This window comes from Gilliamella sp. Pas-s25, assembly GCF_009795885.1.
Classification (GTDB): Bacteria; Pseudomonadota; Gammaproteobacteria; order Enterobacterales; family Orbaceae; genus Gilliamella.
The window spans coordinates 19808-41941 of the sequence record NZ_WTEV01000006.1; the positions used below are offsets into that span (position 1 = coordinate 19808).

General features: G+C 33.8%; 24 protein-coding genes. 12 read left to right on the top strand and 12 right to left on the bottom strand.

Annotated elements, in window-relative coordinates:
* Positions 1-2: 2 nt before the first annotated feature.
* From rbbA to GQ593_RS04170, 3 genes are all read right to left on the bottom strand, one after another.
* Positions 3-2801 (bottom strand): ribosome-associated ATPase/putative transporter RbbA, encoded by a 2799-nt coding sequence (gene rbbA, locus GQ593_RS04160; RefSeq protein ID WP_160430817.1) that lies wholly within the window; start codon positions 2799-2801, stop codon positions 3-5.
* A gap of 13 nt (positions 2802-2814) precedes the next feature.
* Entirely contained in the window at positions 2815-3888 is a 1074-nt protein-coding gene (locus GQ593_RS04165) for an HlyD family secretion protein (RefSeq protein WP_160402648.1), read from the bottom strand.
* 268 nt (positions 3889-4156) lie between these two features.
* Positions 4157-4678, bottom strand: coding sequence for a DUF2867 domain-containing protein (locus GQ593_RS04170; protein WP_160402647.1), 522 nt, complete (start codon positions 4676-4678; stop codon positions 4157-4159).
* A gap of 267 nt (positions 4679-4945) precedes the next feature.
* Between GQ593_RS04170 and argE the strand changes: the two genes are divergently transcribed.
* A complete protein-coding gene (gene argE / locus GQ593_RS04175; protein WP_160430819.1) occupies positions 4946-6103 on the top strand; it encodes an acetylornithine deacetylase in 1158 nt (385 codons plus the stop codon).
* Between the two features lie 57 nt (positions 6104-6160).
* On the opposite strand, the gene rnz is transcribed toward argE, so the two are convergent.
* Both rnz and GQ593_RS04185 read right to left on the bottom strand, forming a co-directional pair.
* On the bottom strand, positions 6161-7078 hold the full coding sequence (gene rnz / locus GQ593_RS04180; RefSeq protein WP_160430822.1) for a ribonuclease Z: 918 nt from the start codon (positions 7076-7078) through the stop codon (positions 6161-6163).
* A 6-nt stretch (positions 7079-7084) separates the two neighbouring features.
* Positions 7085-7312 (bottom strand): YccJ family protein, encoded by a 228-nt coding sequence (locus tag GQ593_RS04185; protein ID WP_085247933.1) that lies wholly within the window; start codon positions 7310-7312, stop codon positions 7085-7087.
* A gap of 74 nt (positions 7313-7386) precedes the next feature.
* Here GQ593_RS04185 and yaaA point away from each other — a divergent pair, with 74 nt between their 5' ends.
* Both yaaA and GQ593_RS04195 read left to right on the top strand, forming a co-directional pair.
* A complete protein-coding gene (yaaA, locus tag GQ593_RS04190; protein WP_160430824.1) occupies positions 7387-8157 on the top strand; it encodes a peroxide stress protein YaaA in 771 nt (256 codons plus the stop codon).
* A gap of 13 nt (positions 8158-8170) precedes the next feature.
* Entirely contained in the window at positions 8171-9124 is a 954-nt protein-coding gene (locus GQ593_RS04195) for an AEC family transporter (RefSeq protein ID WP_160430826.1), read from the top strand.
* Between the two features lie 563 nt (positions 9125-9687).
* Here the strand turns inward: GQ593_RS04195 and GQ593_RS04200 are convergent.
* The 4 genes from GQ593_RS04200 to GQ593_RS04215 all read right to left on the bottom strand — a co-directional run bounded on the left by GQ593_RS04200 (position 9688) and on the right by GQ593_RS04215 (position 12833).
* The gene (locus tag GQ593_RS04200) at positions 9688-10545 is read right to left on the bottom strand and encodes a carboxylate/amino acid/amine transporter (RefSeq protein ID WP_160430827.1); all 858 of its coding nucleotides are present in this window, start codon (positions 10543-10545) and stop codon (positions 9688-9690) included.
* 215 nt (positions 10546-10760) lie between these two features.
* The gene (locus GQ593_RS04205; protein ID WP_160430829.1) at positions 10761-11543 is read right to left on the bottom strand and encodes an AraC family transcriptional regulator; all 783 of its coding nucleotides are present in this window, start codon (positions 11541-11543) and stop codon (positions 10761-10763) included.
* Between the two features lie 25 nt (positions 11544-11568).
* Complete coding sequence (locus GQ593_RS04210) at positions 11569-12123, bottom strand: YbhB/YbcL family Raf kinase inhibitor-like protein (protein ID WP_160402640.1); 555 nt, start codon at positions 12121-12123, stop codon at positions 11569-11571.
* A 101-nt stretch (positions 12124-12224) separates the two neighbouring features.
* Positions 12225-12833 carry a riboflavin synthase subunit alpha gene (locus GQ593_RS04215; protein WP_160430831.1) on the bottom strand — a complete coding sequence of 203 codons (609 nt, stop codon included), beginning with the start codon at positions 12831-12833 and terminating at the stop codon, positions 12225-12227.
* A gap of 311 nt (positions 12834-13144) precedes the next feature.
* Between GQ593_RS04215 and crcB the strand changes: the two genes are divergently transcribed.
* Positions 13145-13522 carry a fluoride efflux transporter CrcB gene (gene crcB / locus GQ593_RS04220; protein ID WP_160430833.1) on the top strand — a complete coding sequence of 126 codons (378 nt, stop codon included), beginning with the start codon at positions 13145-13147 and terminating at the stop codon, positions 13520-13522.
* Positions 13523-13628: 106 nt separating this feature from the next.
* Complete coding sequence (locus tag GQ593_RS04225) at positions 13629-14027, top strand: SulA-like leucine-rich domain-containing protein (RefSeq protein WP_160430835.1); 399 nt, start codon at positions 13629-13631, stop codon at positions 14025-14027.
* Between the two features lie 35 nt (positions 14028-14062).
* Here the strand turns inward: GQ593_RS04225 and GQ593_RS04230 are convergent, their stop codons facing one another.
* Positions 14063-14692 (bottom strand): TetR/AcrR family transcriptional regulator, encoded by a 630-nt coding sequence (locus tag GQ593_RS04230; protein WP_160430837.1) that lies wholly within the window; start codon positions 14690-14692, stop codon positions 14063-14065.
* A 180-nt stretch (positions 14693-14872) separates the two neighbouring features.
* On the opposite strand from GQ593_RS04230, the gene GQ593_RS04235 reads away from it, so the two are divergent.
* The 7 genes from GQ593_RS04235 to GQ593_RS04265 all read left to right on the top strand — a co-directional run bounded on the left by GQ593_RS04235 (position 14873) and on the right by GQ593_RS04265 (position 20018).
* Positions 14873-16081 (top strand): Tm-1-like ATP-binding domain-containing protein, encoded by a 1209-nt coding sequence (locus GQ593_RS04235; RefSeq protein ID WP_160430839.1) that lies wholly within the window; start codon positions 14873-14875, stop codon positions 16079-16081.
* A 16-nt stretch (positions 16082-16097) separates the two neighbouring features.
* A complete protein-coding gene (locus tag GQ593_RS04240) occupies positions 16098-16928 on the top strand; it encodes a phosphoenolpyruvate hydrolase family protein (protein WP_160430841.1) in 831 nt (276 codons plus the stop codon).
* A 409-nt stretch (positions 16929-17337) separates the two neighbouring features.
* Positions 17338-18075: a hypothetical protein gene (locus tag GQ593_RS13585; RefSeq protein WP_202115370.1), complete on the top strand. Its 738-nt coding sequence runs from the start codon at positions 17338-17340 to the stop codon at positions 18073-18075.
* Between the two features lie 52 nt (positions 18076-18127).
* Positions 18128-18487, top strand: coding sequence for a hypothetical protein (locus tag GQ593_RS04250; RefSeq protein ID WP_160430843.1), 360 nt, complete (start codon positions 18128-18130; stop codon positions 18485-18487).
* Positions 18488-18520: 33 nt separating this feature from the next.
* Complete coding sequence (locus GQ593_RS04255) at positions 18521-19012, top strand: hypothetical protein (protein ID WP_160430844.1); 492 nt, start codon at positions 18521-18523, stop codon at positions 19010-19012.
* 310 nt (positions 19013-19322) lie between these two features.
* Positions 19323-19724, top strand: a complete 402-nt coding sequence (locus GQ593_RS04260) for a hypothetical protein (RefSeq protein WP_160430846.1) — start codon at positions 19323-19325, stop codon at positions 19722-19724.
* Positions 19725-19733: 9 nt separating this feature from the next.
* Positions 19734-20018, top strand: a complete 285-nt coding sequence (locus GQ593_RS04265) for a hypothetical protein (RefSeq protein WP_160430848.1) — start codon at positions 19734-19736, stop codon at positions 20016-20018.
* Positions 20019-20150: 132 nt separating this feature from the next.
* Here the strand turns inward: GQ593_RS04265 and GQ593_RS04270 are convergent, their stop codons facing one another.
* Positions 20151-21041 carry a DUF4261 domain-containing protein gene (locus GQ593_RS04270; protein ID WP_160430850.1) on the bottom strand — a complete coding sequence of 297 codons (891 nt, stop codon included), beginning with the start codon at positions 21039-21041 and terminating at the stop codon, positions 20151-20153.
* A gap of 92 nt (positions 21042-21133) precedes the next feature.
* A complete protein-coding gene (locus GQ593_RS04275; protein WP_160430852.1) occupies positions 21134-22015 on the bottom strand; it encodes a DUF4261 domain-containing protein in 882 nt (293 codons plus the stop codon).
* Positions 22016-22134: the final 119 nt, after the last annotated feature.

Here is a 22134-nt window from a genome sequence, read left to right on the forward strand (position 1 = left end):
ATCTATCCCTCTTGCTTTTTAAGGAGAAAAATACTGGCACCCAATACAATAGGGATTGTGATCAATAAAGCAAATATTGAATTATGCAGATCGATAAAACCAAGCGCTTTATTAAACACACCACGAGCAATAATTAGCATATGCGTTGTTGGATAAACCTCGCCAATATAACGGCCACCGCCTTCTAGAGATGCGACAGGGTTGAGCAATCCTGAAAATTGAATTGCTGGTAACATTGTCCCTACGCAAGTTAAAAAGATAACGGCAATTTGGCTACGGGTGACAGTCGAAGCCAACAAGCCAAAACCCGTTGAAAGAATGCAGTAAGCAAATGCAGCTAGGCACAAAGTAAACAAACTTCCTTTTACAGGCACAGCAAAAATGGTGATTGCCATAAATAACAATAATAAAAAGCTAAACATAGAAATAATGATATAAGGCACTTGTTTGCCTAGCAAAAACTCAGCTTTAGTTACTGGTGTTACATATAAATTGATAATCGAACCCATCTCTTTTTCACGCACGACCGATAAAGCTGCCAGCATTGATGGAATCATTAATAATAAAATAGGTATTACCGCCGGCACCATAGAAGGTAAGCTTTTAATATCAGGATTATAACGGTATCTTGTTTCTATATTTGCCAAGCTAGTTGAGGATTTTCCTGTTACTTCTTTTACTTTTTCACTTAACCAAGCAAGATGCATGCCTTGCACATAGCCTTTGATTGTTTCGGCACGTAGTGGCATTGCCCCATCAATCCAAATGGCAATATCAACGGGATCGCCTCGTTGTATGTCACGACCAAAATTTGGTGGAATTTCAATCCCTAAAGCAATGTCATTACTGCGCAACCGCGCATCCATATCGTTATAATCAGTGATAGGTGCCCTTTCAATAAAATAACGTTTAGAGCCCGACAAATTTAGAGTATAATTTTGGCTGATTACACTTTGATCGCGATCAAGCACAGCAAAACGCAGATCTTCAACATCCATCGTAATGCCATATCCCATAACCAACATTAAAATTGCTGAGCCTAATAACGCTAATAATGCTCGCAAAGGATCACGAGATAATTCAAGAGTCTCACGCCATAGACAACCTATCATACGGGTAAAATTAAATCCTTGAAGGTGATGATTTGGTAGTGTTTTTGTTGCTTGATTGAGTATTTCTTTTGGCGGTTCAACAGAGCGTTCTTCTGCATGACTATCATCAGCCCCTGCATCAACAAGATAACGAATAAAGGCCGCCTCTAATGTTTTAGCATTTTTGGAGCTGATAATGTTATCTGGCGTATCACTTGCTAATACTTTACCTGCATGCATTAATGAAATTCGATCGCATCTTGCGGCTTCATTCATAAAGTGAGTTGTGATGAATACCGTTACTTTATCTTTTCTAGAAAGTTCGATAATTAAACGCCAAAAATCATCGCGAGCAATGGGGTCAACACCTGATGTTGGTTCATCAAGGATAAGAATTTGCGGATTATGCACAACGGCAACTGACAATGAAAGCCGTTGCTTTACCCCTAAAGGTAAACTATCGGGCAGATTTTGTGCGTCTTGTTCTAAACCAAAACGTTTCAGTAATTCTTCAACGCGAGCGGATATTTTGCTTTCTTCAATACCAAACAGACGCGCATGTAGAACTAAATTTTGTTTGACTGTTAACTCACTATATAAAGAAAATGCTTGAGACATATATCCTAAATGACGCCTAACATTAATATCACTGGCATCAACTGGTTTACCAAATAACCATGCTTCTCCTGATGAAATCGGTAATAAACCCGTTAACATTTTCATGGTGGTTGATTTACCACAACCATTTGAGCCTAAAAAGCCAAATATTTCACCTTGTTTAATTGAAAAATTAACATGATCAACTGCAATAAAATTACCAAATTGTTTAGTTAAATCTTTTGCTTCTATAGCTATTTGCAAATCTTTATTAAGATCTAAAGGTGGAATATCGACAGTTTGATAACCTTGTCTAGCGCTTTCTGGCATGAGCTGAATAAATGCATCATCTAAATTATCTTTTCCTGTTTTAGCTAGTAATGATTTTGGTGTGCCAGTTTCGAGAATCTTACCGCCATACATCGCAACCAACCAATCAAAGTTTTGGGCTTCATCCATGTAGGCAGTTGCCACAACCACACTCATTTGTGGTCGTTGTTTACGGATTTTGTTGATTAACTGCCAAAATTGGGCTCTGGAAAGTGGATCGACCCCCGTTGTGGGTTCATCAAGAATTAACAAATCAGGATCGTGAATTAACGCCGAACATAAGCTAACTTTTTGTTTCATACCACCGGACAGTCGCCCTGCCGGTCTTGATAAAAATGGATATAATCCAGTACTACGCGTTAATTCATCAATACGGCGACGACGCTCAACCGCATCATTACCAAACAAACGAGCAAAAAATTGCAAATTTTCTTCAACAGATAAAGTCGGATAAAGATTTTTGCCTAATCCTTGTGGCATATAGGCAATACGTGTACAGACGTTTTTGCGATGTGATTTGTCTTTCATATCACCATCCAAAACATACACTAAGCCTTCTTGAATAACATGCGCGCCAGCAATCAGCGATAATAAACTCGATTTTCCCACACCATCAGGCCCAATAAAACCCACCATGCATCGCGGTGGAATGGCTAAACTAATATTATTGAGCGCACAGTTTTTTTTGTAATACAGCGTGACATTGCTTACTTTTACCACTGCATCATCAATGGATTTAGCTTGGTTTAATAAAACTAAATTCTTATTGTCTGAATCTGACATCTGCTATCTCCAATTATTCGGTTGGACATTTTGCAATATCAGATAAGCCAGCTGGCCATGGCGTTTTAGGATCAAGCTTAACCCAAGCCACACCAGGTAAACCTGTTTTAACTTGAGTAATATAGCATTTTAATAATTCAGGGCTTAATTGTGCTTTAACTCTAAACATCAATTTTTGACGCTCATCTTTTGTTTCAACGGTTTTTGGCGTAAATTGGGCAACGCTTGAAACAAACGAAATTTTAGCTGAAATCGCTTTATCTGGTAACGCATCTAAAATAAGTCTGACTTCATCACCAATAGCCACCTTACCCGCGACAGTTTCAGGTAAAAAGAAAGTTAGATAAACATCATACAAATTAACTAAATTTAGTACTTTACCGCCCGACGGTAAGACTTCACCTAACTGAGCAATACGATATTGAATACGACCATCAACAGGCGCTATTAAAGTACTATCATCGATATCAGCTTGAATTCTTCTAATATTAGCGCTGGCAACATTGATTGCCGATGTGGCGCTATCAACACCCGCTTCGGCTACAGCAATCGCCGCATCAGCAGCAGTAACTTGTGATTTTGCAGAATCTAATGCTGCTTTAGCATTGTTTACTTTAGCAGTATCATCATCAAATTGTTGAATTGATATTGCGCCTTTTTGATATAGGGCGGTAGTTCGTTGTAGATGTTTTGAGGCGATATCTAAGTCACTTTCTTTTTGGCTTACACCTGCTTGTGCCGCAACTTTATCGCTCATTTTTAATGCTACTTGCGCTTTAGCACTTGCCTCATTACTGACCGCTTGTCGATGTTGTGCTTGGGCTTCGTTAAGTTGTGCTTGTAAGGTATCCGTTTGCATGACAACTAAAGCTTGACCAGCTTTAACAAAATCGCCCTCATCAACATTAATTTTTTCTATTCTACCAGCTAATTTAGCTGAAATATTGATTTCAGTCGCTTCAATACGTCCGTTGCCACTAATAAAATCTGAACCATAGCCATCTGTCTTCAATTGTTGCCATAAAATAAAAATAATAGAAATAATAACAACTGCAATAACAATCCATTTCCTGCTTATATTTTTCATATAACACCTTATTTTTTTAAAACGATTCATAATAATTTTTAACGAGATAACAAATCGTTATGGCCTAATTAATTGCATCGTTTAAATAGTATCAAATGTTTATGGCAAATAATATCTGTTCATAAAACAATCGCAATAAAAGCTAAAAAATTAAGCAGGATGGTTTTATATTTTATTTATAGATTTGAAATTAATAACATCACTATATTATGCAATAAAGCTGATATGCTCATTACAACTTGATAAGTTATTTATAATAAATGACTTATTATTTTATATTTTCAAATAATTTATTAACAATATAAGGATGTAAAATAGCAACGGGTAACATATATAATTTCCCCCAGATATTGTGATTTTTAACTGATGCAATTAAATATACTGTATTTTTACTTATGTCATTACCTTTATCTACAACACGAATACAAACACATACATCTAAATGGCAATCTTTTACAACTAATGTCAGTTTATCGTTGGTTTCCTCTGTTATAGTAAAAAAATCGGCCATATTGCTTTCGTCTGGTTGATGCTTATTTTCCGCAGAACTATCAAATCCATTAATCGCTTTGACACCGATTAATTTCACTAAACAATCCCTTATTTTAAAGAGTATTTTTAGCCATCTAGGTTGATAAGATGTCATCATTTTATAAGCTTCATAGGCTGTCAATTTTTTAGAAATATCTTTTTTTTGACAATCTAAATAATCAATTTCTTCTGCAATAAAGCTTACATTATCAGGTAATGTTTGCCGTACTTTTATGATATTGTTTTGTTTATTTTTCATATAATCATTCCCCTTCCTCCTATTATATAAAATGCTTATCTAAAACATGAATAAAAGTCATAAAAAACACCACATTCAACAAATTTAGCAGTCAATTTAACTCATAATCAGCTAACTATACATTAGTTAATGTACATATTGAATACTATCAAAACATAAAACATTAATTGAAACAAAGTGGTTAGTTGTATGCAAAAAATAATGTAAATGGTATGCTTATAACATTATTAAAAGTATATCTTCGATTTGTCATTTAAAGGTGCATTTATGACGCTACCATCTTTTTTAACACTATATAATGAATTAATTTCAACACCAACAATTAGTAACGTTACTAACGAGCAATTAGATTATTCTAATAAACCACTTATCGATAAGTTAGCAAGTTGGTTTGAAGATTTAGGTTTTGTTATTGATATCCAACCCGTTCCTAATACTCGCCATAAATATAATATGTTAGCTACTTATTCAAATAGCGAAAATAAAACACAAGGCGGGTTATTGTTAAGTGGACACAGTGATACTGTCCCGTTTGACGATGGGCAGTGGACTAAAGATCCTTTTAAACTAACCGAAGAAAATAATAAGCTGTATGGGCTTGGTACCGCTGATATGAAAGGATTTTTTGCCTTTATTTTAGATGCTCTACGTGACATTGATCTTAAAAAGTTAACTAAACCCATTTATATCCTTGCCACTGCCGATGAAGAAACATCAATGGCTGGTGCGACATTTTTTGCCAAGAATACCAAACTACAACCTGACTGCACTATCATTGGTGAACCAACATCGTTAATCCCAATTCGTGCACATAAAGGATTTATCTCTAATTCCATTAAAGTGATTGGTAAATCAGGACATTCGAGCGATCCCGATAAAGGTATTAACGCTATCGAAGTGATGAATTTAGTCATTGAACGCTTGTTAGTACTAAAACAAAAATTTAAAGAACAATATCATAATGACGGATTTAGCGTTCCTTACCCTACCCTAAATTTAGGTGTTATTCACGGAGGCGATGCTGCCAACCGTATTTGTGGTTGTTGTGAGCTAGTGATTGATATTCGTGCATTGCCCGATAACGATGTTGATTCACTTTATCATGCGCTTTGTGAAGTACTACAACCCGTTATGGATAAATACCCAAATCGAATCGAGATAAAATACGAGGTTACTCCAATTCCGGGATATGAATGTAAAAAAGATCATCCAGCATTACAACACATTGAAAAATTAGTCGGTCATAGTGCCGAAACGGTTAACTATAGCACCGAAGCACCATACTTAAATCAAATCTCGCCGACCATTGTATTAGGGCCGGGATCAATCGAACAAGCACATCAACCGGATGAGTTTATTTCCATGGACTTTTTAAAACCAACCAAAGTAGCTATAGAAAGGCTAATTAAGGATTTTTGTCTTTAGTCAATTATCTCACTTCGCCGATAACTTCGGCGAAGTTTAATAAAAAAATTTGATTAATTAAACGTGAAAGGATGCAAAATCGGTAGCGATTTCAGTATTAACAAAGACACTTTTTGCTTCATTAACTAACTTTTTATTATCATTCAAACTATATCTAGGGCTTATATGAGTCATAATAAGCCGCTTGGCCTTGGCTTGTTTGGCAATGGTTGCGGCATGAATGGTTGTAGAATGCCCACGTTCGAGTGCTTTATCTTTTAGTGCGTTTTCTTGTGTTGCTTCATGAACAAGCAAATCCACATCATTAGCAAGCTCAATCGATGCTTGACAAGGTATGGTATCACCTAAAATAGCCAGCTTTTTGCCTTTTTTTACTTTACTTTGATAATCAACTCCACGAATAATGCGCCCATCATCTAAAGTTACCGTTTTACCTTTTTTTAGATCACTATAATAAGAACCAGCCTGAATATTAGCTTGCTTTAATTTATCGATATCAAGCTGAGCTGGTAGATCTTTTTCAATAATACGATAACCAAAACACGGCACACGATGTTTTAGCAGTTTAGCTTCAACTTGAAACTGATTATCTTCAAAAACAATGCCATTTTCTTCAAGTTCAATAATATTGAGCGGATAGGTTAACCAAGAATAGCTAATTTCAATAACTGTTTCGACAAGCTGTTTAATTCCTTTCGGAGCAATCAATGTTAAAGGTGATTGATTTTGCATCAAAGAACGAGACGTTAAAACACCCGGTAGCCCAAATACATGATCACCATGTAAATGCGTTAAAAAAATGATCTCAAGTTTAGCGAGGCTACATTTGGCTTTTTGCATTTGCATCTGAGTTGTCTCGCCACAATCAAAAAGCCATAACTTACCCCTCTCTTGTCTAAGATCAAGTACCATACTACTTACATTGCGCTCTGCTGTTGGGGAACCAGCACTTGTCCCTAAGAAAGTTAAATTCATAAAGATTTAAACATTTTTACGCTCAATAGTTTGCTCACCCCAGAACAACTTATCGGCTTTGGTTTTAGAAAACGCGAGTTTCAACACTTCATCACTACCTTCCGACCAAATTTGTTCGGCAAGTTTTTCATCATGGTTAGCTAGCTCAAAAATCGCCTCTGCAATTTCAATCGAGGTTTCACGAACAGAAGCCCAAGATTTAATATCATGTATTTCTTTTTTATCGATGTTCATTTTGCTACTCCTTTGGATTGAATTAGATGTAAAATAAACCTATTTATTGCAAAATACAATAGGCTATATACGTTATGATAACAATTATTTCTCCAGCAAAAACTTTGGATTACCAATCACCATTATTAACCCAAAATCATACATTACCTCAATTTATTAACTCAACTAAAATACTCATTGAAGATTGCCAAAAATTAAGTATTGAGAATTTGGCTAATTTAATGTCTATTAGCGAAAAATTAGCCGAACTCAATTATGAACGATTCAAAAATTGGCATAGTGATTTTAATCTTGAAAATGCAAGACAAGCCATACTTGCTTTTAAAGGTGATGTTTACGAAGGATTACATGTTGAAGATTTTACTGATAAAGATCTACAGTTTGCACAATCTCATTTAAGAATATTATCAGGTCTTTATGGTATTTTAAGACCACTTGACCTAATTCAACCTTATCGTTTAGAAATGGGGATCCGCTTAAAAAATGGCGATAATACTAACCTTTATCAATTTTGGGGCGATAAATTAACTCAACACCTTAATAGCGAATTAGCCAAATCATCACATCGCACATTAATCAATTTAGCCTCAAACGAATATTTCAAAGCGATCAAACCAAAACAATTAAACGCAACTATTATTCAGCCCATCTTTTTAGATCAAAGCAAAGATACTTATAAAGTTATCAGTTTTTATGCTAAAAAAGCACGCGGACTGATGAGTCGATACATTATAAAAAATTGCATTGAAAAGAGTGACGATATTAAAAGTTTTAATCTAGAAGGCTATCAATTTGATTCAAAACGCTCAACTGACTTAGAATGGTACTTCATACGCAATCATTAATAAAATAATAACGATGGAATTTTTTACTACATTATGGGCGCAGTTTTTATCTACCCTGCCCCTTTTTATGCTAATTTTATTGGGTTTTTTAGCGGTTAAACTAGGTCGTTGGCAAAAAACAGTCACCGATAGCTTAACCAAATTTACCTTTTATATTGCATTTCCCATCATGCTGTTTCAGATCATGAGCCATTTTTCTGAACATTCGCAAATCGATATAAAACTGTTATTCGTCTTTTTTGGTGGATCCTTTATCGTCTTTGCAATTGGCTGCTTAATTGCATCAAAAATATTTAAGTTAAATGGCTCAGAAAGTACAATATTTGCTATGGGTAGTATTTACACCAATACAGTGTTTGTTGGTATTCCTATTATTAAAATGTTATTAGGCGATGATGCCATCCCCATTGTTGCCATTGTCGTTATCTTTAATGCATTAATTTTATGGACGCTTGCGACGGTTTCTATTGAATTTGTGCAAATGGGAAAATTTTCAACTAAAGGGATTGTTAAAGCCTTTAAAAATGTTTCAAAAAATCCCATTATTATTGGAATTTTTACAGGCATTGTAGTGAATTTTATTGGTTTACCGTTACCTAACTTTATCGATAAATCAACCAAAATGGTGAGTGAGATGACCGCACCTCTTTCATTAATTGTTTTAGGAATGGGATTGGCTGAATATAAAATTCGCGATAAACTTTTAATTACAACAGCTATCTGCACATTAAAATTGACAGTGTTACCTATTGTTACTTATATTTTAGGTAAACTCATTGGACTACCAACTTTAGAATTGCAAGTTGTGGTATTACTCAGTTCAGTTTCAATTGCGATAAATTGTTATATGATGGCAAGGCAGTTTGAAGTGTTGCAAGGCCCTATTGCTTCAAGCTTATTAATATCAACGACGTTATCTTCTATTACAACACCGTTAATTTTATCAATTATGACACATTTACCTTAAACACTTATTTGTAGGAAAACACCAGATTGCTTACACTTCATAATTGAAATCATCCGCTAACAATGCATAATGCGTTTTACTTAAAATCAACTTATTTGGTTTAACCATATTATAAAAGTGAATAAATCATTTTCTATCTTTTGAATCTAACAAATGCGATACTGCAGAGTCTTAATTAATCACCAAACGGTATAGAATCCTGAATATTTTTTACAAAACATATCACCTGAAAAATGAATGTTTGGCTTGCCGTCTTAATTTATCTTTAATCTATTTTTCAATTTTAATCATATGGTTAATTCAATAGTTAATGGTTTTATAACGTTTGTTGCTACCAGTTAAGTAGGCAAATAGCTTCAATCAGGCTTTTTAAGCAGGTTACAAATGGTCGGACGACTCACCAAAACGTTTAGCCAAATCAGTGGCGATTATTTTTCTTTATGATATAAGCGTCATATCGCCAATCTTTGATTTGGCGTTAGTTCTGTTTTTTATGTCCATTTGTGACGGTCATTTCTCAAATTACTGTCAATAACGCGAATAACTCCTACAGATTATTGTTCTTAACTTAATGAGCGATTTTTAACTTTGTAGTGTAGCAATAGTGCCAACATAATGACTATACTACCTATTATAAAGCGTCCCCAGTCTATTGATTTATGCCAAATCACCACATTCACCAAAATCCCTGTTGGAATTACCATGTTATTCATAATAGCCAAAGTGCCCGAATCCACTTTGGTTGCACCATAATTCCATAAAAAGTAACACACACCAGAAGCAACAATTCCAAGCCAAATAATAATTCCCCATTGCAAACTAGTTGTTGGTAATTTTGATGCATCACCAAACAGCAGCCAGCCTAAAATAGCAACAACCACAGCGCCTAAATAAACCCATGCAAAAGCTTGATGTTGGGGCATTGGATAAACTTCCATAATCCTTTTATATCCTACTTGACCTAATGCAAAAACGATATTAGCACCCTGGATCAATAAAAAACCAATAATAAAATTAGCACTAATATGATCATAGCGAATAATAGCTGCGCCAATTACCGCAATAATTGCCATTAAAAGATAGCTAAGCCTTAATGGATGATGCTGCAATAAATCATAAATAACTGTGACATAAATTGGAGTAAAAATAGTAAATAACAGGACTTCAGGCACCAAAATATATTGAAAAGAATTATAATAAAAAAAGTACATAATCCCTAATTGACATGCCCCCACTCCCATTAAAAGCAACATCTGCTTAAAACGAATATTTTTAAAACGTAAAAATGGAATAAAAGTCATAAAGGCAAGTAGCACTCGCATCACAACAGCAAACCAAGAATCCACTTGTCCACTTAAATAAACCGCAATAAAACTAAATGAAAATGACCAAATAATCGTTACCAAAATAAGATAAAGCATAATTATTGAATATATAAAAAATAACTAGATATAGATCGTATCAATTGGCTTATCAATTGTAAACTTTATATCATCAAATTTGATTACTATGATAAAATAATTGACAATCTGTAGGAATTGCTAGCGCTATATACAGTAGTTTGAGAAACCATGTTAATGGACATGCATAAAAATAATTGAATAAATAAAATTAAATGTTAGCGATAAAAAATTGACTAACGTAGCCTCTTTGGTGAAAATCCAAAACGTTGTTTAAAGTAAAAAGTAAAACGAGAGCCTGATTCATATCCCACTTCTTGGGCAATTTGTAGGATCGTTTTTTGGGTAGTTTGCAACAGCATTAAACCAAAATTCATTCTTATATCTAAGATAATTTTAGATAAATTATATCCTTCTAAAGCAAGATGTCGCCTTAAAGTTGATTCGCTCATAGCAAATTGTTTAGCAATTTCTGCTGCCTGCCACTTTTTGTCTGGCTGCTGGTTAATAATTTCGCGAATTTTTTGGCTAATTTTTGGGTTATTATTCAGGGGAAAATACACACCAAATGCAGATAATCTGATTAATAATTCAATAAATAAATGTTTAACAAGATTAGAATTGCATTGGTTATGTGTCAATAATTCTGTTTTAATCTGTATCACTCGAGTAATAAAAGTTTCAGGTAATATTGTTTCAACTTTAATTTTTTTAAGAACTTGACTACTCTGATAAAGATGAGATAAAGCAAATTGGTCTATTAACTGTGCATGCCAAGAATAACAGATGGCTTGATAATCCTTATCATCAATATAAAAATTATTTATATTCATTAAATTACCTGCTGGAATTAGGACTAATTGACCTGTTTTTACCTTAAAATATTCGCCCTCACATTCAATCTGTTTTTCGCCATTTATGACATAGACAATCATAGGATCATTGCTGTGAATCTGCTTTAGGGTTTGATTACAACGTTGTGTTATATAAGTCACTCGACCAATTGAAGCAAAATCCATAATCCTAATAGCCTATTAACCAATATCAACGTGAGTAGGAGTAAATCATATCTGCCTTCGCTATTTGATGCGAATTAGCAATAAAACCAATTAGAGCTGGTGTGGTTTGTTCATCAACCTCAATGTGATCAATGTCTAGTGCATAAAGTGTAAATTGATATCGATGAGTCGAATTTAGCGCAGGACATGGACCGCCGTAATTTATTACGCCAAAATCATTACGTACTAACCTACTTCCTTTAGGTAATAAATTGGGATTATTTCCTGCTGATTGTTTAATAAACGGCGTTTGTACAGGAATATTAACAATCACCCAATGCCACCAGCCAGAACCCGTTGGTGCATCAGGATCATACATAGTTAATACTAAACTTTTTGTCGCTTTGGGTAGATTTTGCCATGAAATTTGCGGAGATATATTTTCGCCTTGGCAACCAAATTGATTGGATATAAACCGAGCTGTAAACCCTTTATCGATAAGATCAGTGCTAGTTAATTGTAATTGTGCCGCATAACTGCAACTTGTGCTCAATAATAATGTACTATAAATAATGGCTTTCGCTTTGTACAAAATACGCATGTTAACCTCTTTTGACTATTAAATAAAATCCATCATAAGGAATTTTCAATCTATAATCAGCACAAATTAGCTTAAATCTGACACAAATTCGATTAATATTATCATTCTTTTGCGGCTAATACTCGTTCAACAGTATCAACAATGGCTTGAGTTTGTGAGTCAATTTCAATATTGACTTTATCTCCGACTTTTTTAGCGTCTAATGTGGTAATTGCAAGTGTTTCAGGAATTAAATGGATATCGAAGCAATTATCGTTAACTTCGCCAACGGTCAAACTAGCGCCGTCGATTCCAATAAAGCCTTTATATAATACATATTTGCTAAATTGTGGCGGCAACTTTAACGCCATATGGCAGTTTGTTGCGGTTTTTTGAATATCAATAATGGTTGCGGTGCAAGAGATATGCCCAGACATCACATGTCCACCAATTTCGTCACCATATTTGGCGCTACGCTCGATATTGACGTAATCATTAATTTTTTTATCACCTAATGTGGTCAATGCTAGGGTTTCTGCCATAATATCAAAAGACACGACATCTTTATCAAAGCCTGTCACAGTTAAACAACAGCCATCATTGGCAATTGAAGCACCAATTTCAATTTTATCGGTTAAGTGATGCGGTAATTTGACTTTATATGTTATTAATTTATCTTGATCTTTAATATCAATAATTTGACCCACTCCTTGTACAATTCCTGTAAACACAATATTTCCCCCTTTGCTATATCAATTTTTAATGGCTATTTTAGCCTAATCAAATCATAATTTCCTAATGATTAAATTAATTGTATAGGCAAATAATATTAAGTCCTGTCTTTATTTATTATTATTCAATAAAAACCCAAAATAAAACTTGGATAAAACGATATTCGTTTCTATCTTCTATCGTTATAATCATGACTAAATTTTTTGGTAATTAATGTGATGTTTACCTTAAAGTATTAATTATTGTAAGTAAAAGGTTGCATTTTATCTTAATACGGTTAGATTTCTCTTTTGCTAATTAAGGATTATCTATGTTGAAACTTATTTTAGCCATTTCAGTTGGCTCTGTGGCGGGTGGTTTATTGCGTTGGTTTTTATCGCTTAAATTGAATATTATTGCTTTTGCAATTCCACTAGGCACACTACTGTCTAATTTAGTTGCAGGTTATATTATTGGCTTTGCTATTGCTTTCTTTAATCACTCTAATCTTTCAGCCGAATGGCGATTACTTGTGATAACGGGTTTTTGTGGTGGTCTGTCAACCTTTTCAACTTTTTCAGCTGAAATTGTTAACTTTTTACAAGAAGGTCGAATATCTTGGGGATTAGCAACCATATTGATACATGTTGTTGGATCAGTTTTAACAACTTTTTTAGGAATCTTGTCATATCAATGGTTGCGTCCTTAAAGTTGTACTATTTATAAATAATACAAAAAATGATCGTAAATAAAGTTTACAACGCCAAAATACTGTATTAATATACACTGTATATACAAACAGTATCGAGGTTATTATGTTAATTGAACATTCATCACAACAACTTATGGCTATTCACTTTGAATCACCGTTCCAACAACTGCTGCAACAACAGCGACCTTTATTAAAATCATTGAATAAAGCCAAAAAATGGCAATTATGGTTATCAAATCGCCCAATGTTAAAACGTGCATGGATCAATACTGCTGGACTCGACAAACAAAAAGTTATCCATTTAAGTAATTTAAAAAGTGAAAATTTAATATCGACGATAGAAAAGGCTTTACGAAGCAATACCTGTAGTTATATCGTTGCTTGCATTAACGATCTTAATGAACAAGATAAACAGCGCTTGCAACAAGCGGTATTATCAAGTAATACCTGTTTACTTTTAGTTCACGATGAACAATGTAAACAACCCATTCAATACCACTAAGCAAAATTGTGGGGCTGAGTTATTTCAGTAGCCAATCAAATTTTCGACGCATCTTGTTTGGCTTGATTAATGATTGCTTTAGCTATCCATTGCGATAACGATATTACAGACTGGTCATCAAGCCTCCAGATGTCTTTAAGGACCATAAATATTTCAGATCCATAAATGATTGAAATAGAATAAATTACTTTATCATAAAGTTCATCTGGAAGTTCAGCTTTGAGTGGTAACAATACTGTTGAAAGGATTTCTTTGCGATTACCTCGTACAAATTTTTCGGTTAGTGGTGATAATGACGCTCGTTCTGTTGCCCATTGTTGTAATGAAACCCTTAGTGCTGCGCGTAATGCCCCTTCATGTTTTAACATTTGTGGAAAGGCGAAAGCTAAAAAATCATGAATACGTTCGTCTGCATTTTGTTTTTTTGATCGCCAACTAAAAATAGGTTCTAATGAACTTTCAACTACGGCTGTAATTAGAGCACTTTGTGTTGGAAAATAGCGGTAGGCTGTTGCTCGGGATATACCAGATTTATCAGCTAGTTCAGTTATAGTCAGTTCACAACCCTGTTCTAATGCTTCTAATGCAGTATTAATTAAACGTTCATAAGTTCGTTTTTTTACACCAGTATATGCTGAGGAAGATATTAAAGTCTTTTGAATCATTGAGTATATATTTAATTTGTAGTAATCGTAAACATGATACCGTATTTTAATAAATTAGTTAAAATTTATCTTTCCACAAAAAAAATGAGACTTAAATCTCATTTTTGATATATAATGTATGACAATTCATCATCCTTTTGTTACAAATATTTCCCTAATTAGCTTATTTAGGAGTAATAAATGGCATCAACTCGTACAATTTATTTAGTTACAACATTAGATACCAAAAGGGAAGAAATTGTTTATATCAAAAATCTTCTCGATTTGAAAAACCTTAACTGTAAGATTGTCGATATTTCTACACAACCTCACCAATATAAACATTTAGCTGCTATCTCCGCAGAAACTGTTGCTAGTTACCATCCAAACGGTAAACAAGTTGTTTTTTGTGGCGATAGAGGCAAGGCAATTGTTGCAATGGCTGATGCGTTCAAATTATTTTTGATGGCTCAAAATGATGTAGAAGCCATACTAGGTTTAGGTGGTTCAGGTGGAACAGCATTAATTACTCCTGCTATGCAATCACTCCCTGTTGGAATTCCTAAACTCATGGTATCAACAATGGCATCTGGCGATATTTCGGGTTATATCGGTGCAAGTGATATTGCAATGATGTATTCGGTTACTGATATTGCTGGAATTAATGTTATATCAAGAAAAGTTTTAACCAATGCGGCTAATTTTATTGCTGGCTCGGTTCTATTTAAAACCAAAAATACGATTGAAGATAAGCCTGCAATTGGATTGACTATGTTTGGTGTTACAACGACATGTGTTCAATCGGTATCAGCTAAATTACACGATCAATATGATTGCTTGGTTTTTCATGCTACAGGCAGTGGTGGCAAAGCGATGGAAAAACTCGCTGATAGCCATTTACTCCATGGTGTGCTTGATATTACAACAACTGAAGTCTGTGATTATTTATTCAATGGCGTTTTAGCTTGTGATGAAGATCGTTTTGGTGCCATTGCCAGAAGCCAAATACCTTATATTGGATCGTGCGGCGCAATTGATATGGTAAATTTTGCTAGCCCTGATACTATCCCACAAAAATATAAAGATCGTCTGTTTTATCCACATAATCCACAAGTGACCTTAATGCGAACAACGCCAGAAGAAAACAAAAAAATGGCTAATTGGATAGCAAATAAACTTAACCAATGCCAAGGTTATGTCACTTTTATTATTCCTGAAGGTGGATTTTCGGCTCTAGATATTGAAAATGGTGCTTTTTGGTCACCAAAAGCTAATCAAGCATTTATTGATGAATTTGAAAAAACCTTTATCCAAACTGAAAAAAGAAAGTTAATAAAAACCCCCTATCATATAAACTCACCGCAGTTTTGTGATCTGATCATCAAAGAATTTACAAAGATAATGAAATAGATATTTGGAGAATATAATGGGTAGTCAACGAGCTCAATTGTTAAAAAAATTCCACGATATGATTGCTAAAGGTCAACCGATTATTGGTGGTGGTGCGGGTACAGGGTTATCAGCAAAATGTGAAGAAGCAGGTGGTATCGATCTTATTGTTATTTATAATTCTGGACGTTACCGTATGGCTGGTAGGGGTTCATTAGCTGGATTACTTGCTTATGGCAATGCTAACGAAATTGTAATGGATATGGCTAAAGAAGTATTGCCTGTAGTCAAAAATACGCCAGTGCTAGCAGGTGTAAATGGCACGGATCCATTTTGTCAATTTGACCAATTTTTAGATCAATTAAAGGAAACGGGATTTGCTGGCGTACAAAACTTTCCAACTGTTGGGCTTATTGATGGTAACTTCAGAGCAAACCTAGAAGAAACAGGGATGGGATACGCTTTAGAAGTTGAAATGATTCGCAAAGCACATGCAAAAGATCTGCTTACAACACCTTATGTATTTAGCGAACAAAATGCGATCGATATGGCTAAAGCAGGTGCAGATATTTTAGTGCCTCATATGGGATTAACGACAGGTGGAAGTATTGGTGCAGAAACGGCATTGAAACTAGCTGACTGTGTGCCGTTAATCAATCAATGGGCAAAAGCGGCTAAAGCAATTCGTCCAGACATTATTATTTTATGCCATGGTGGCCCTATTGCTACTCCAGAAGATGCTGAATATATCTTAAAAAATTGCCCTGATTGTAATGGATTTTATGGTGCAAGCTCGATGGAGCGTTTACCAACAGAAATTGCATTAAAACAAACGACAGAAAAATTTAAATCGATTCAACGACACTAACAATAATATAAGCAATAACAGTGCGACTTACGCGTCGCACTGCTATTTTTTAAATAGTTGCACGATTAATTAAATGCTAATTTGAGAAAACGTTATAATATCAATATCCTCGCATATTTGTTATATATTGATTTAGATTTAACATAAACAAAAATCCTAACTATGGCAATCTATACATAGATAGCATTAACAAATAAGTAAATAGCAAAACTATCAATTAACTTTCGGTGTTATCTTCAATTTAAAATCATCGTTTAATAAAATTATTCAGATAATAAAAAAATAAGATTAGTCTAACAATTCATCCCCAAAAAGATTAAAATTGATAAATATTATTGGCAAACTGGCAAATATTGTTACCGGTTCAGCCTTAAATTAATCGCAGAGTAATAGTGCTAAGCAGGAACAGATGAATACGCCCCAAAAATGGTTAAGATTGTTAATTGATGAGGATTGCTCATTTGAGCAACTATTAGCCAAGCTTGCGCAAGCCTTTGACAGTACATTCACCTACAAAAATGATAGCAGTATCGCTAAAGCTAAGTTAGATGATTTTACTATAGTGGTTTATGACAAAATCGATCGCAGTTTTGATATTGTTCTTAGCCCATCTTATATTCTTACCTTTATGATAACGGGAAATGAATACCTTAATTGCCACGTTGATGAGCATATTCAAACAATTTTAACCAATCATGATATCACTTATCAATGCTCACAAGCCAAAGATCATGCCTATCCTATTGAACTTCCTTTTTGGCAAGCTCCCAACGATGACATTGTCATAAATTCCAAAGGCGATACGTTAACCGCCTATTGTAAAATATGGTATAAACCTGCAAAGTATTCTAAATTTACGGGTATATTCCAGTTTTCTAATGTTTGGGCAATGCGCTTTGAACGAAACAAACAGTGCGCTTACTACAGCCATTGTGATAGCGATGATGTTAATTCTTGTTATTGGGTTATCCCTGAATCATCATGGCTTGAGCAATTAGTCAATGAACGACAATCTCATTTCCCTAATTGGCGACAATATGATCGCGGTGAGTATTGGCATTACATTATTCAAAGTGATTCATTCTACGTAGAAGTCATCGCTAAACAGATCAAAATATCAAAAACACAATTAAAAGGTATTTTTTAAGATAGAATGGCAATATATAAAGGTCAAATCATAACTTGATATTCAATATACTATGAATCATCTAAATTTTTTTATAAACAACTTTATAAAGAAAGATAAAAAACAACGATATCACTTTCTAATTAATGGAAAGTGGCAGAAATTTGCCAATAACATCAAACATCTTGATAAACATTTGAATCACCATTGTGTAAGAATTGATAACAATGCTTTTGAAAAATTTACTCAAATTATAAAGCACTATACCATTAAATCAGGATATTATTATGATGCCTATACCAATGGGATGGAAATATCAACCCATTGTATAGATAATATTCATGATGATAGCCTACTTATCTGCCCTGATAACAATATTGCATTCTATTTTCATCATGATAATTGGATATGGTTTTGCCAGATAAAACCTTGAGCAACATCATAGATAAAACAGGTAACCCAAAATATGCACTCATTTAATGATATAAATCAGTTTTTAACCGACTGCATTAATCTACAGGATAATTTATTAAATAAACTCTATTTATTAGCTAATCAGCCTAAAGCCGTTGAATTAATTAAAACACATTTAACCCAAAAGTTTGATCCCTTGTTATTACACTTGATCAAACAATTTCCAGAAGCAATCAAAATAAGCTTATTACCTGAAATTATCAACATTATGCAATATTTAGATGGCAATACAAAACTATGCCAAGAGATTATTTTAAGTATCAATACACAGTGGCTAGAAAAACATATTTGGAATTATATTACACCTACTTTAGAGCAACAGGATTATGAAACATTTGGTATATTGATGTATTTATTCAATTCATTTAGCCAGAAGTTATCAAAAAAATTGGCGATTTTAGCTTTACAAAGTGACGATAAAGATGTGCAAGAAATCGGTGAGTTCTATTTATCAAATAATAGATGTCTTTTAGATAATGTTTGAAGTAGTTAATGATGCAAGTTGAGTGTGACAACATTTACATACAATAACTTTGATTATTTAGAGCAACTGCATGTTAGTGTTCAAGTATTTAAACGATAAGATAGGAAAACAAAACCCAATCATCGCCACAATTGGGGCGCTGTACGTGGAGTTTGAGGCTTTGGCAGAAGCTGCCCATACATACTTAAACAAATATAGGTGAAAAAATGAATGGCGTAAATATTGATTTTAATATAAAAAACTTTCTTGATATGCTGATTACAACAGAATCGTTTTTTAAGTTAATTGTACAAAGTAAAAAAGGTTAATCATGCAGGGATTTTTTGATAGATTAATGCGCGGTGAACTAAAGGATGTAATGATCGCTGGCTATATTGATTATGCTACTCTACCGATTTTTCACCCGCTTTATGATAGATTATATTTTATTATTGATAAAGTTATTTTTGAGTTATATTTAAATGAAACAGGCATTATACAATATAATGAATTAACAGAAATTAAAGCATGGTTTACTTTAGATGACGATGACCATTTTTCATTAATGTCAATTTATTCACAATTATTCAAAACCGAGCAAGCCGTAATTATCACCGATATAACATACTCATCAATACCCTTTTCCTCAATGAGTATAAATTACTTCAATGGTCAAGACTGTGGTAATTTACTTTTTGACCCAAATCATTTTTTTGGTTTTACATTTTTATAAAGGTTATAAATGTTAGATATTATTGATTTTATTGAATCATCATATAAAGATAATCCAGAGTTAAAACACAAACTAGCATTAGTAAAAAAATTAATTACCTACTTGTCTGAACATGATATTGAAAGATCTGTTGGTGAGATTATACCTATCTTGGGCAGTAATACAGGTTATAGTGAATATCGAATCATTAATGACTGTGAATCGGATAACCCTTCCCTGTGGTCTGAGTACCAATATAATGGCGAAAAGGTAAGGCTGAATTCTGGCGATATTGTACTCATAATGAAAAAATAAATTTTTGATAATGGGTTAGCACGATCGATAAGTAAATAAGTGATAAAATGAACATAAAAAAATAAACGCACTATTTAAAAATAGACGTTTATTTTATTAGATTAATATTAATTTTGCTGGCAAGTTAAGTATTTATGCAGTTGCATTATTGCTATTTATTTCAACTACCAAAACATGACCTTGATCTTTCAAAAAGTATTCATCATCTTGTGGAGCGCGTAATGACATCATTTTATTATCGCCCACCTCCATGGTATCGCCTGGCCTCATTGTTGCACCGCTATCACGTAGATACTCTAGAATATTGCCAAACATTTCAAAATAATATTCTCCCTCATCATGGCTATTGGCTAATACAGCAAAATCAGGTAAGCCAAAAACATCCGCACCATAAGTACGCATCCATACCCCTTTGACACCTTCTACTTCATATTTCACAAATCCGCAAAAGAACGAGGGTAAGCAATGACGTAAACTATCAATCCCACCTTTATCTGTAACCAATCCACGAATAGTATTTATTGGTAGCGAAGAATGCCCATTTCCATTAATCACAGCTAAAGCGTTAAACTCCTCCAAACCAGCGGCTAAACGGGTTAAAGCTAGGTATTGCTCAAGCACATCTTGCTCATACCCAACATAATATAAAATTAAATGGCTATCATTATTGCGAATTTGCGCTTTGATATCCTGATTATAATGTGCAGGTGCAACACAAGTTTCTAAAACCTCAGCAGGATATGGGGCATTGATTCCAAATAGCTTAATCACATGTTTTCCCCAACCAACTAAGATATAACATCCATCATCTAACTGTCCAAATGGCTGTTGACATTGAATGTCTTTCATTGATGAATCTATATTGCGTAATTTATTTAATAAATTATCTTCATCAAAACAAAATTGCCCTTTAAACACAACGCCTAATGCTAATGCTTCCTTAATATCTGGGTTTTCAACTAGTGTTCCGCTAGCTTGTTGTGGCTGTGACTTTTTACCAAATAGACGTGAAAAAATATTCATTTATTCTTCCTTAATATTAAATTTTTCTAAAATTGATGATTATAAAGAGGATGTTAATCGTTATATCAATAAATCTGATTTATTGCTGAAGATTACTCAACAAGATATTCCATCACCAACACTATTCCACCATTTTGTAAAAAAGATTCTTGTGCTGATGGGCTACGTAATAACATCTTTTTGCCTTCGGTATCTTCTGTAGTATGACCTGCTTGTATCGCTGCCCCACTATCCCGCAAATAAAGCAATAAATTATTGAACATGTTCATATACTTCTCGCTATCTTCATAACCATTGGCTAATATAGCCAAATCGGGCAAACCAAAAGCATCTGCACCATAAGTACGCATCCATACGCCATCAAAATGGTCAACATTAAATTTCACAAATCCAATAAAAAATAGTGGTAAACAATTACGTAACAAATAGACACCTTGTTGTTCATTTGCTAGTGCGCTAGCAACATGTGTTGCTAAAATTTGATGAGCCTTTGCATTAATAAGCGCGCTCATATCGCAATGTTCAAATCCAACAGCAAACTGTGTTAAAGCAACATATTGCTCAACTAAATCATTTTCAAATCCAACATAGTATAAAATTATATGGCTTTGGTGATGAGAAACTTGTTGCTTAAACTCTTGCGTGTTTTGACTATTTTCAATACAAGGCTGTAAAATTTCGGAAGGACAAGGGGCATTAAAACCAACAATTTTGATAATATGCTGCCCCCATGCCACAAGGGTATCAACGCCATCAGTTATTTGTTCAATGGATGATGGTAAACGGATGTTTTTCATTGACGAATCGACTTTGCGTAATGTTTTTAATAATTTATGTCGATTAAAAGAGAGATTGTCATTGAATAGCACTACCAAAGATAGAGGATTTTCAATAGAAGAATTTGCAACTAAAATGTCATCCGATTGCCTACTTTTATTATCCCAACGGCTAAATAGACGGGAAAATAGACTCATTTTATATTCCTTATTAAATTTATTTTTTTAAATTTGTTGTCCCAATTTATTACCAAAATAATAAAAGGCTATTTAATGCAGTTTTTGATACATTATATGTATATTACAAAGTATTTCAA

Coding starts and splice junctions, on each gene's coding strand:
- GQ593_RS04165 (WP_160402648.1), bottom strand. CDS start 3,888: ATGAAAAATATAAGCAGGAAATGGATTGTTATTGCAGTTGTTATTATT.
- GQ593_RS04275 (WP_160430852.1), bottom strand. CDS start 22,015: ATGAGTCTATTTTCCCGTCTATTTAGCCGTTGGGATAATAAAAGTAGG.
- GQ593_RS13585 (WP_202115370.1), top strand. CDS start 17,338: ATGAATACGCCCCAAAAATGGTTAAGATTGTTAATTGATGAGGATTGC.
- argE (WP_160430819.1), top strand. CDS start 4,946: ATGACGCTACCATCTTTTTTAACACTATATAATGAATTAATTTCAACA.
- GQ593_RS04255 (WP_160430844.1), top strand. CDS start 18,521: ATGCACTCATTTAATGATATAAATCAGTTTTTAACCGACTGCATTAAT.
- rnz (WP_160430822.1), bottom strand. CDS start 7,078: ATGAATTTAACTTTCTTAGGGACAAGTGCTGGTTCCCCAACAGCAGAG.
- GQ593_RS04230 (WP_160430837.1), bottom strand. CDS start 14,692: ATGATTCAAAAGACTTTAATATCTTCCTCAGCATATACTGGTGTAAAA.
- GQ593_RS04270 (WP_160430850.1), bottom strand. CDS start 21,041: ATGAATATTTTTTCACGTCTATTTGGTAAAAAGTCACAGCCACAACAA.
- GQ593_RS04170 (WP_160402647.1), bottom strand. CDS start 4,678: ATGAAAAATAAACAAAACAATATCATAAAAGTACGGCAAACATTACCT.
- GQ593_RS04200 (WP_160430827.1), bottom strand. CDS start 10,545: ATGCTTTATCTTATTTTGGTAACGATTATTTGGTCATTTTCATTTAGT.
- GQ593_RS04240 (WP_160430841.1), top strand. CDS start 16,098: ATGGGTAGTCAACGAGCTCAATTGTTAAAAAAATTCCACGATATGATT.
- yaaA (WP_160430824.1), top strand. CDS start 7,387: ATGATAACAATTATTTCTCCAGCAAAAACTTTGGATTACCAATCACCA.
- GQ593_RS04235 (WP_160430839.1), top strand. CDS start 14,873: ATGGCATCAACTCGTACAATTTATTTAGTTACAACATTAGATACCAAA.
- crcB (WP_160430833.1), top strand. CDS start 13,145: ATGTTGAAACTTATTTTAGCCATTTCAGTTGGCTCTGTGGCGGGTGGT.
- GQ593_RS04265 (WP_160430848.1), top strand. CDS start 19,734: ATGTTAGATATTATTGATTTTATTGAATCATCATATAAAGATAATCCA.
- GQ593_RS04195 (WP_160430826.1), top strand. CDS start 8,171: ATGGAATTTTTTACTACATTATGGGCGCAGTTTTTATCTACCCTGCCC.
- GQ593_RS04260 (WP_160430846.1), top strand. CDS start 19,323: ATGCAGGGATTTTTTGATAGATTAATGCGCGGTGAACTAAAGGATGTA.
- GQ593_RS04225 (WP_160430835.1), top strand. CDS start 13,629: ATGTTAATTGAACATTCATCACAACAACTTATGGCTATTCACTTTGAA.
- GQ593_RS04210 (WP_160402640.1), bottom strand. CDS start 12,123: ATGCGTATTTTGTACAAAGCGAAAGCCATTATTTATAGTACATTATTA.
- GQ593_RS04250 (WP_160430843.1), top strand. CDS start 18,128: ATGAATCATCTAAATTTTTTTATAAACAACTTTATAAAGAAAGATAAA.
- rbbA (WP_160430817.1), bottom strand. CDS start 2,801: ATGTCAGATTCAGACAATAAGAATTTAGTTTTATTAAACCAAGCTAAA.
- GQ593_RS04205 (WP_160430829.1), bottom strand. CDS start 11,543: ATGGATTTTGCTTCAATTGGTCGAGTGACTTATATAACACAACGTTGT.
- GQ593_RS04185 (WP_085247933.1), bottom strand. CDS start 7,312: ATGAACATCGATAAAAAAGAAATACATGATATTAAATCTTGGGCTTCT.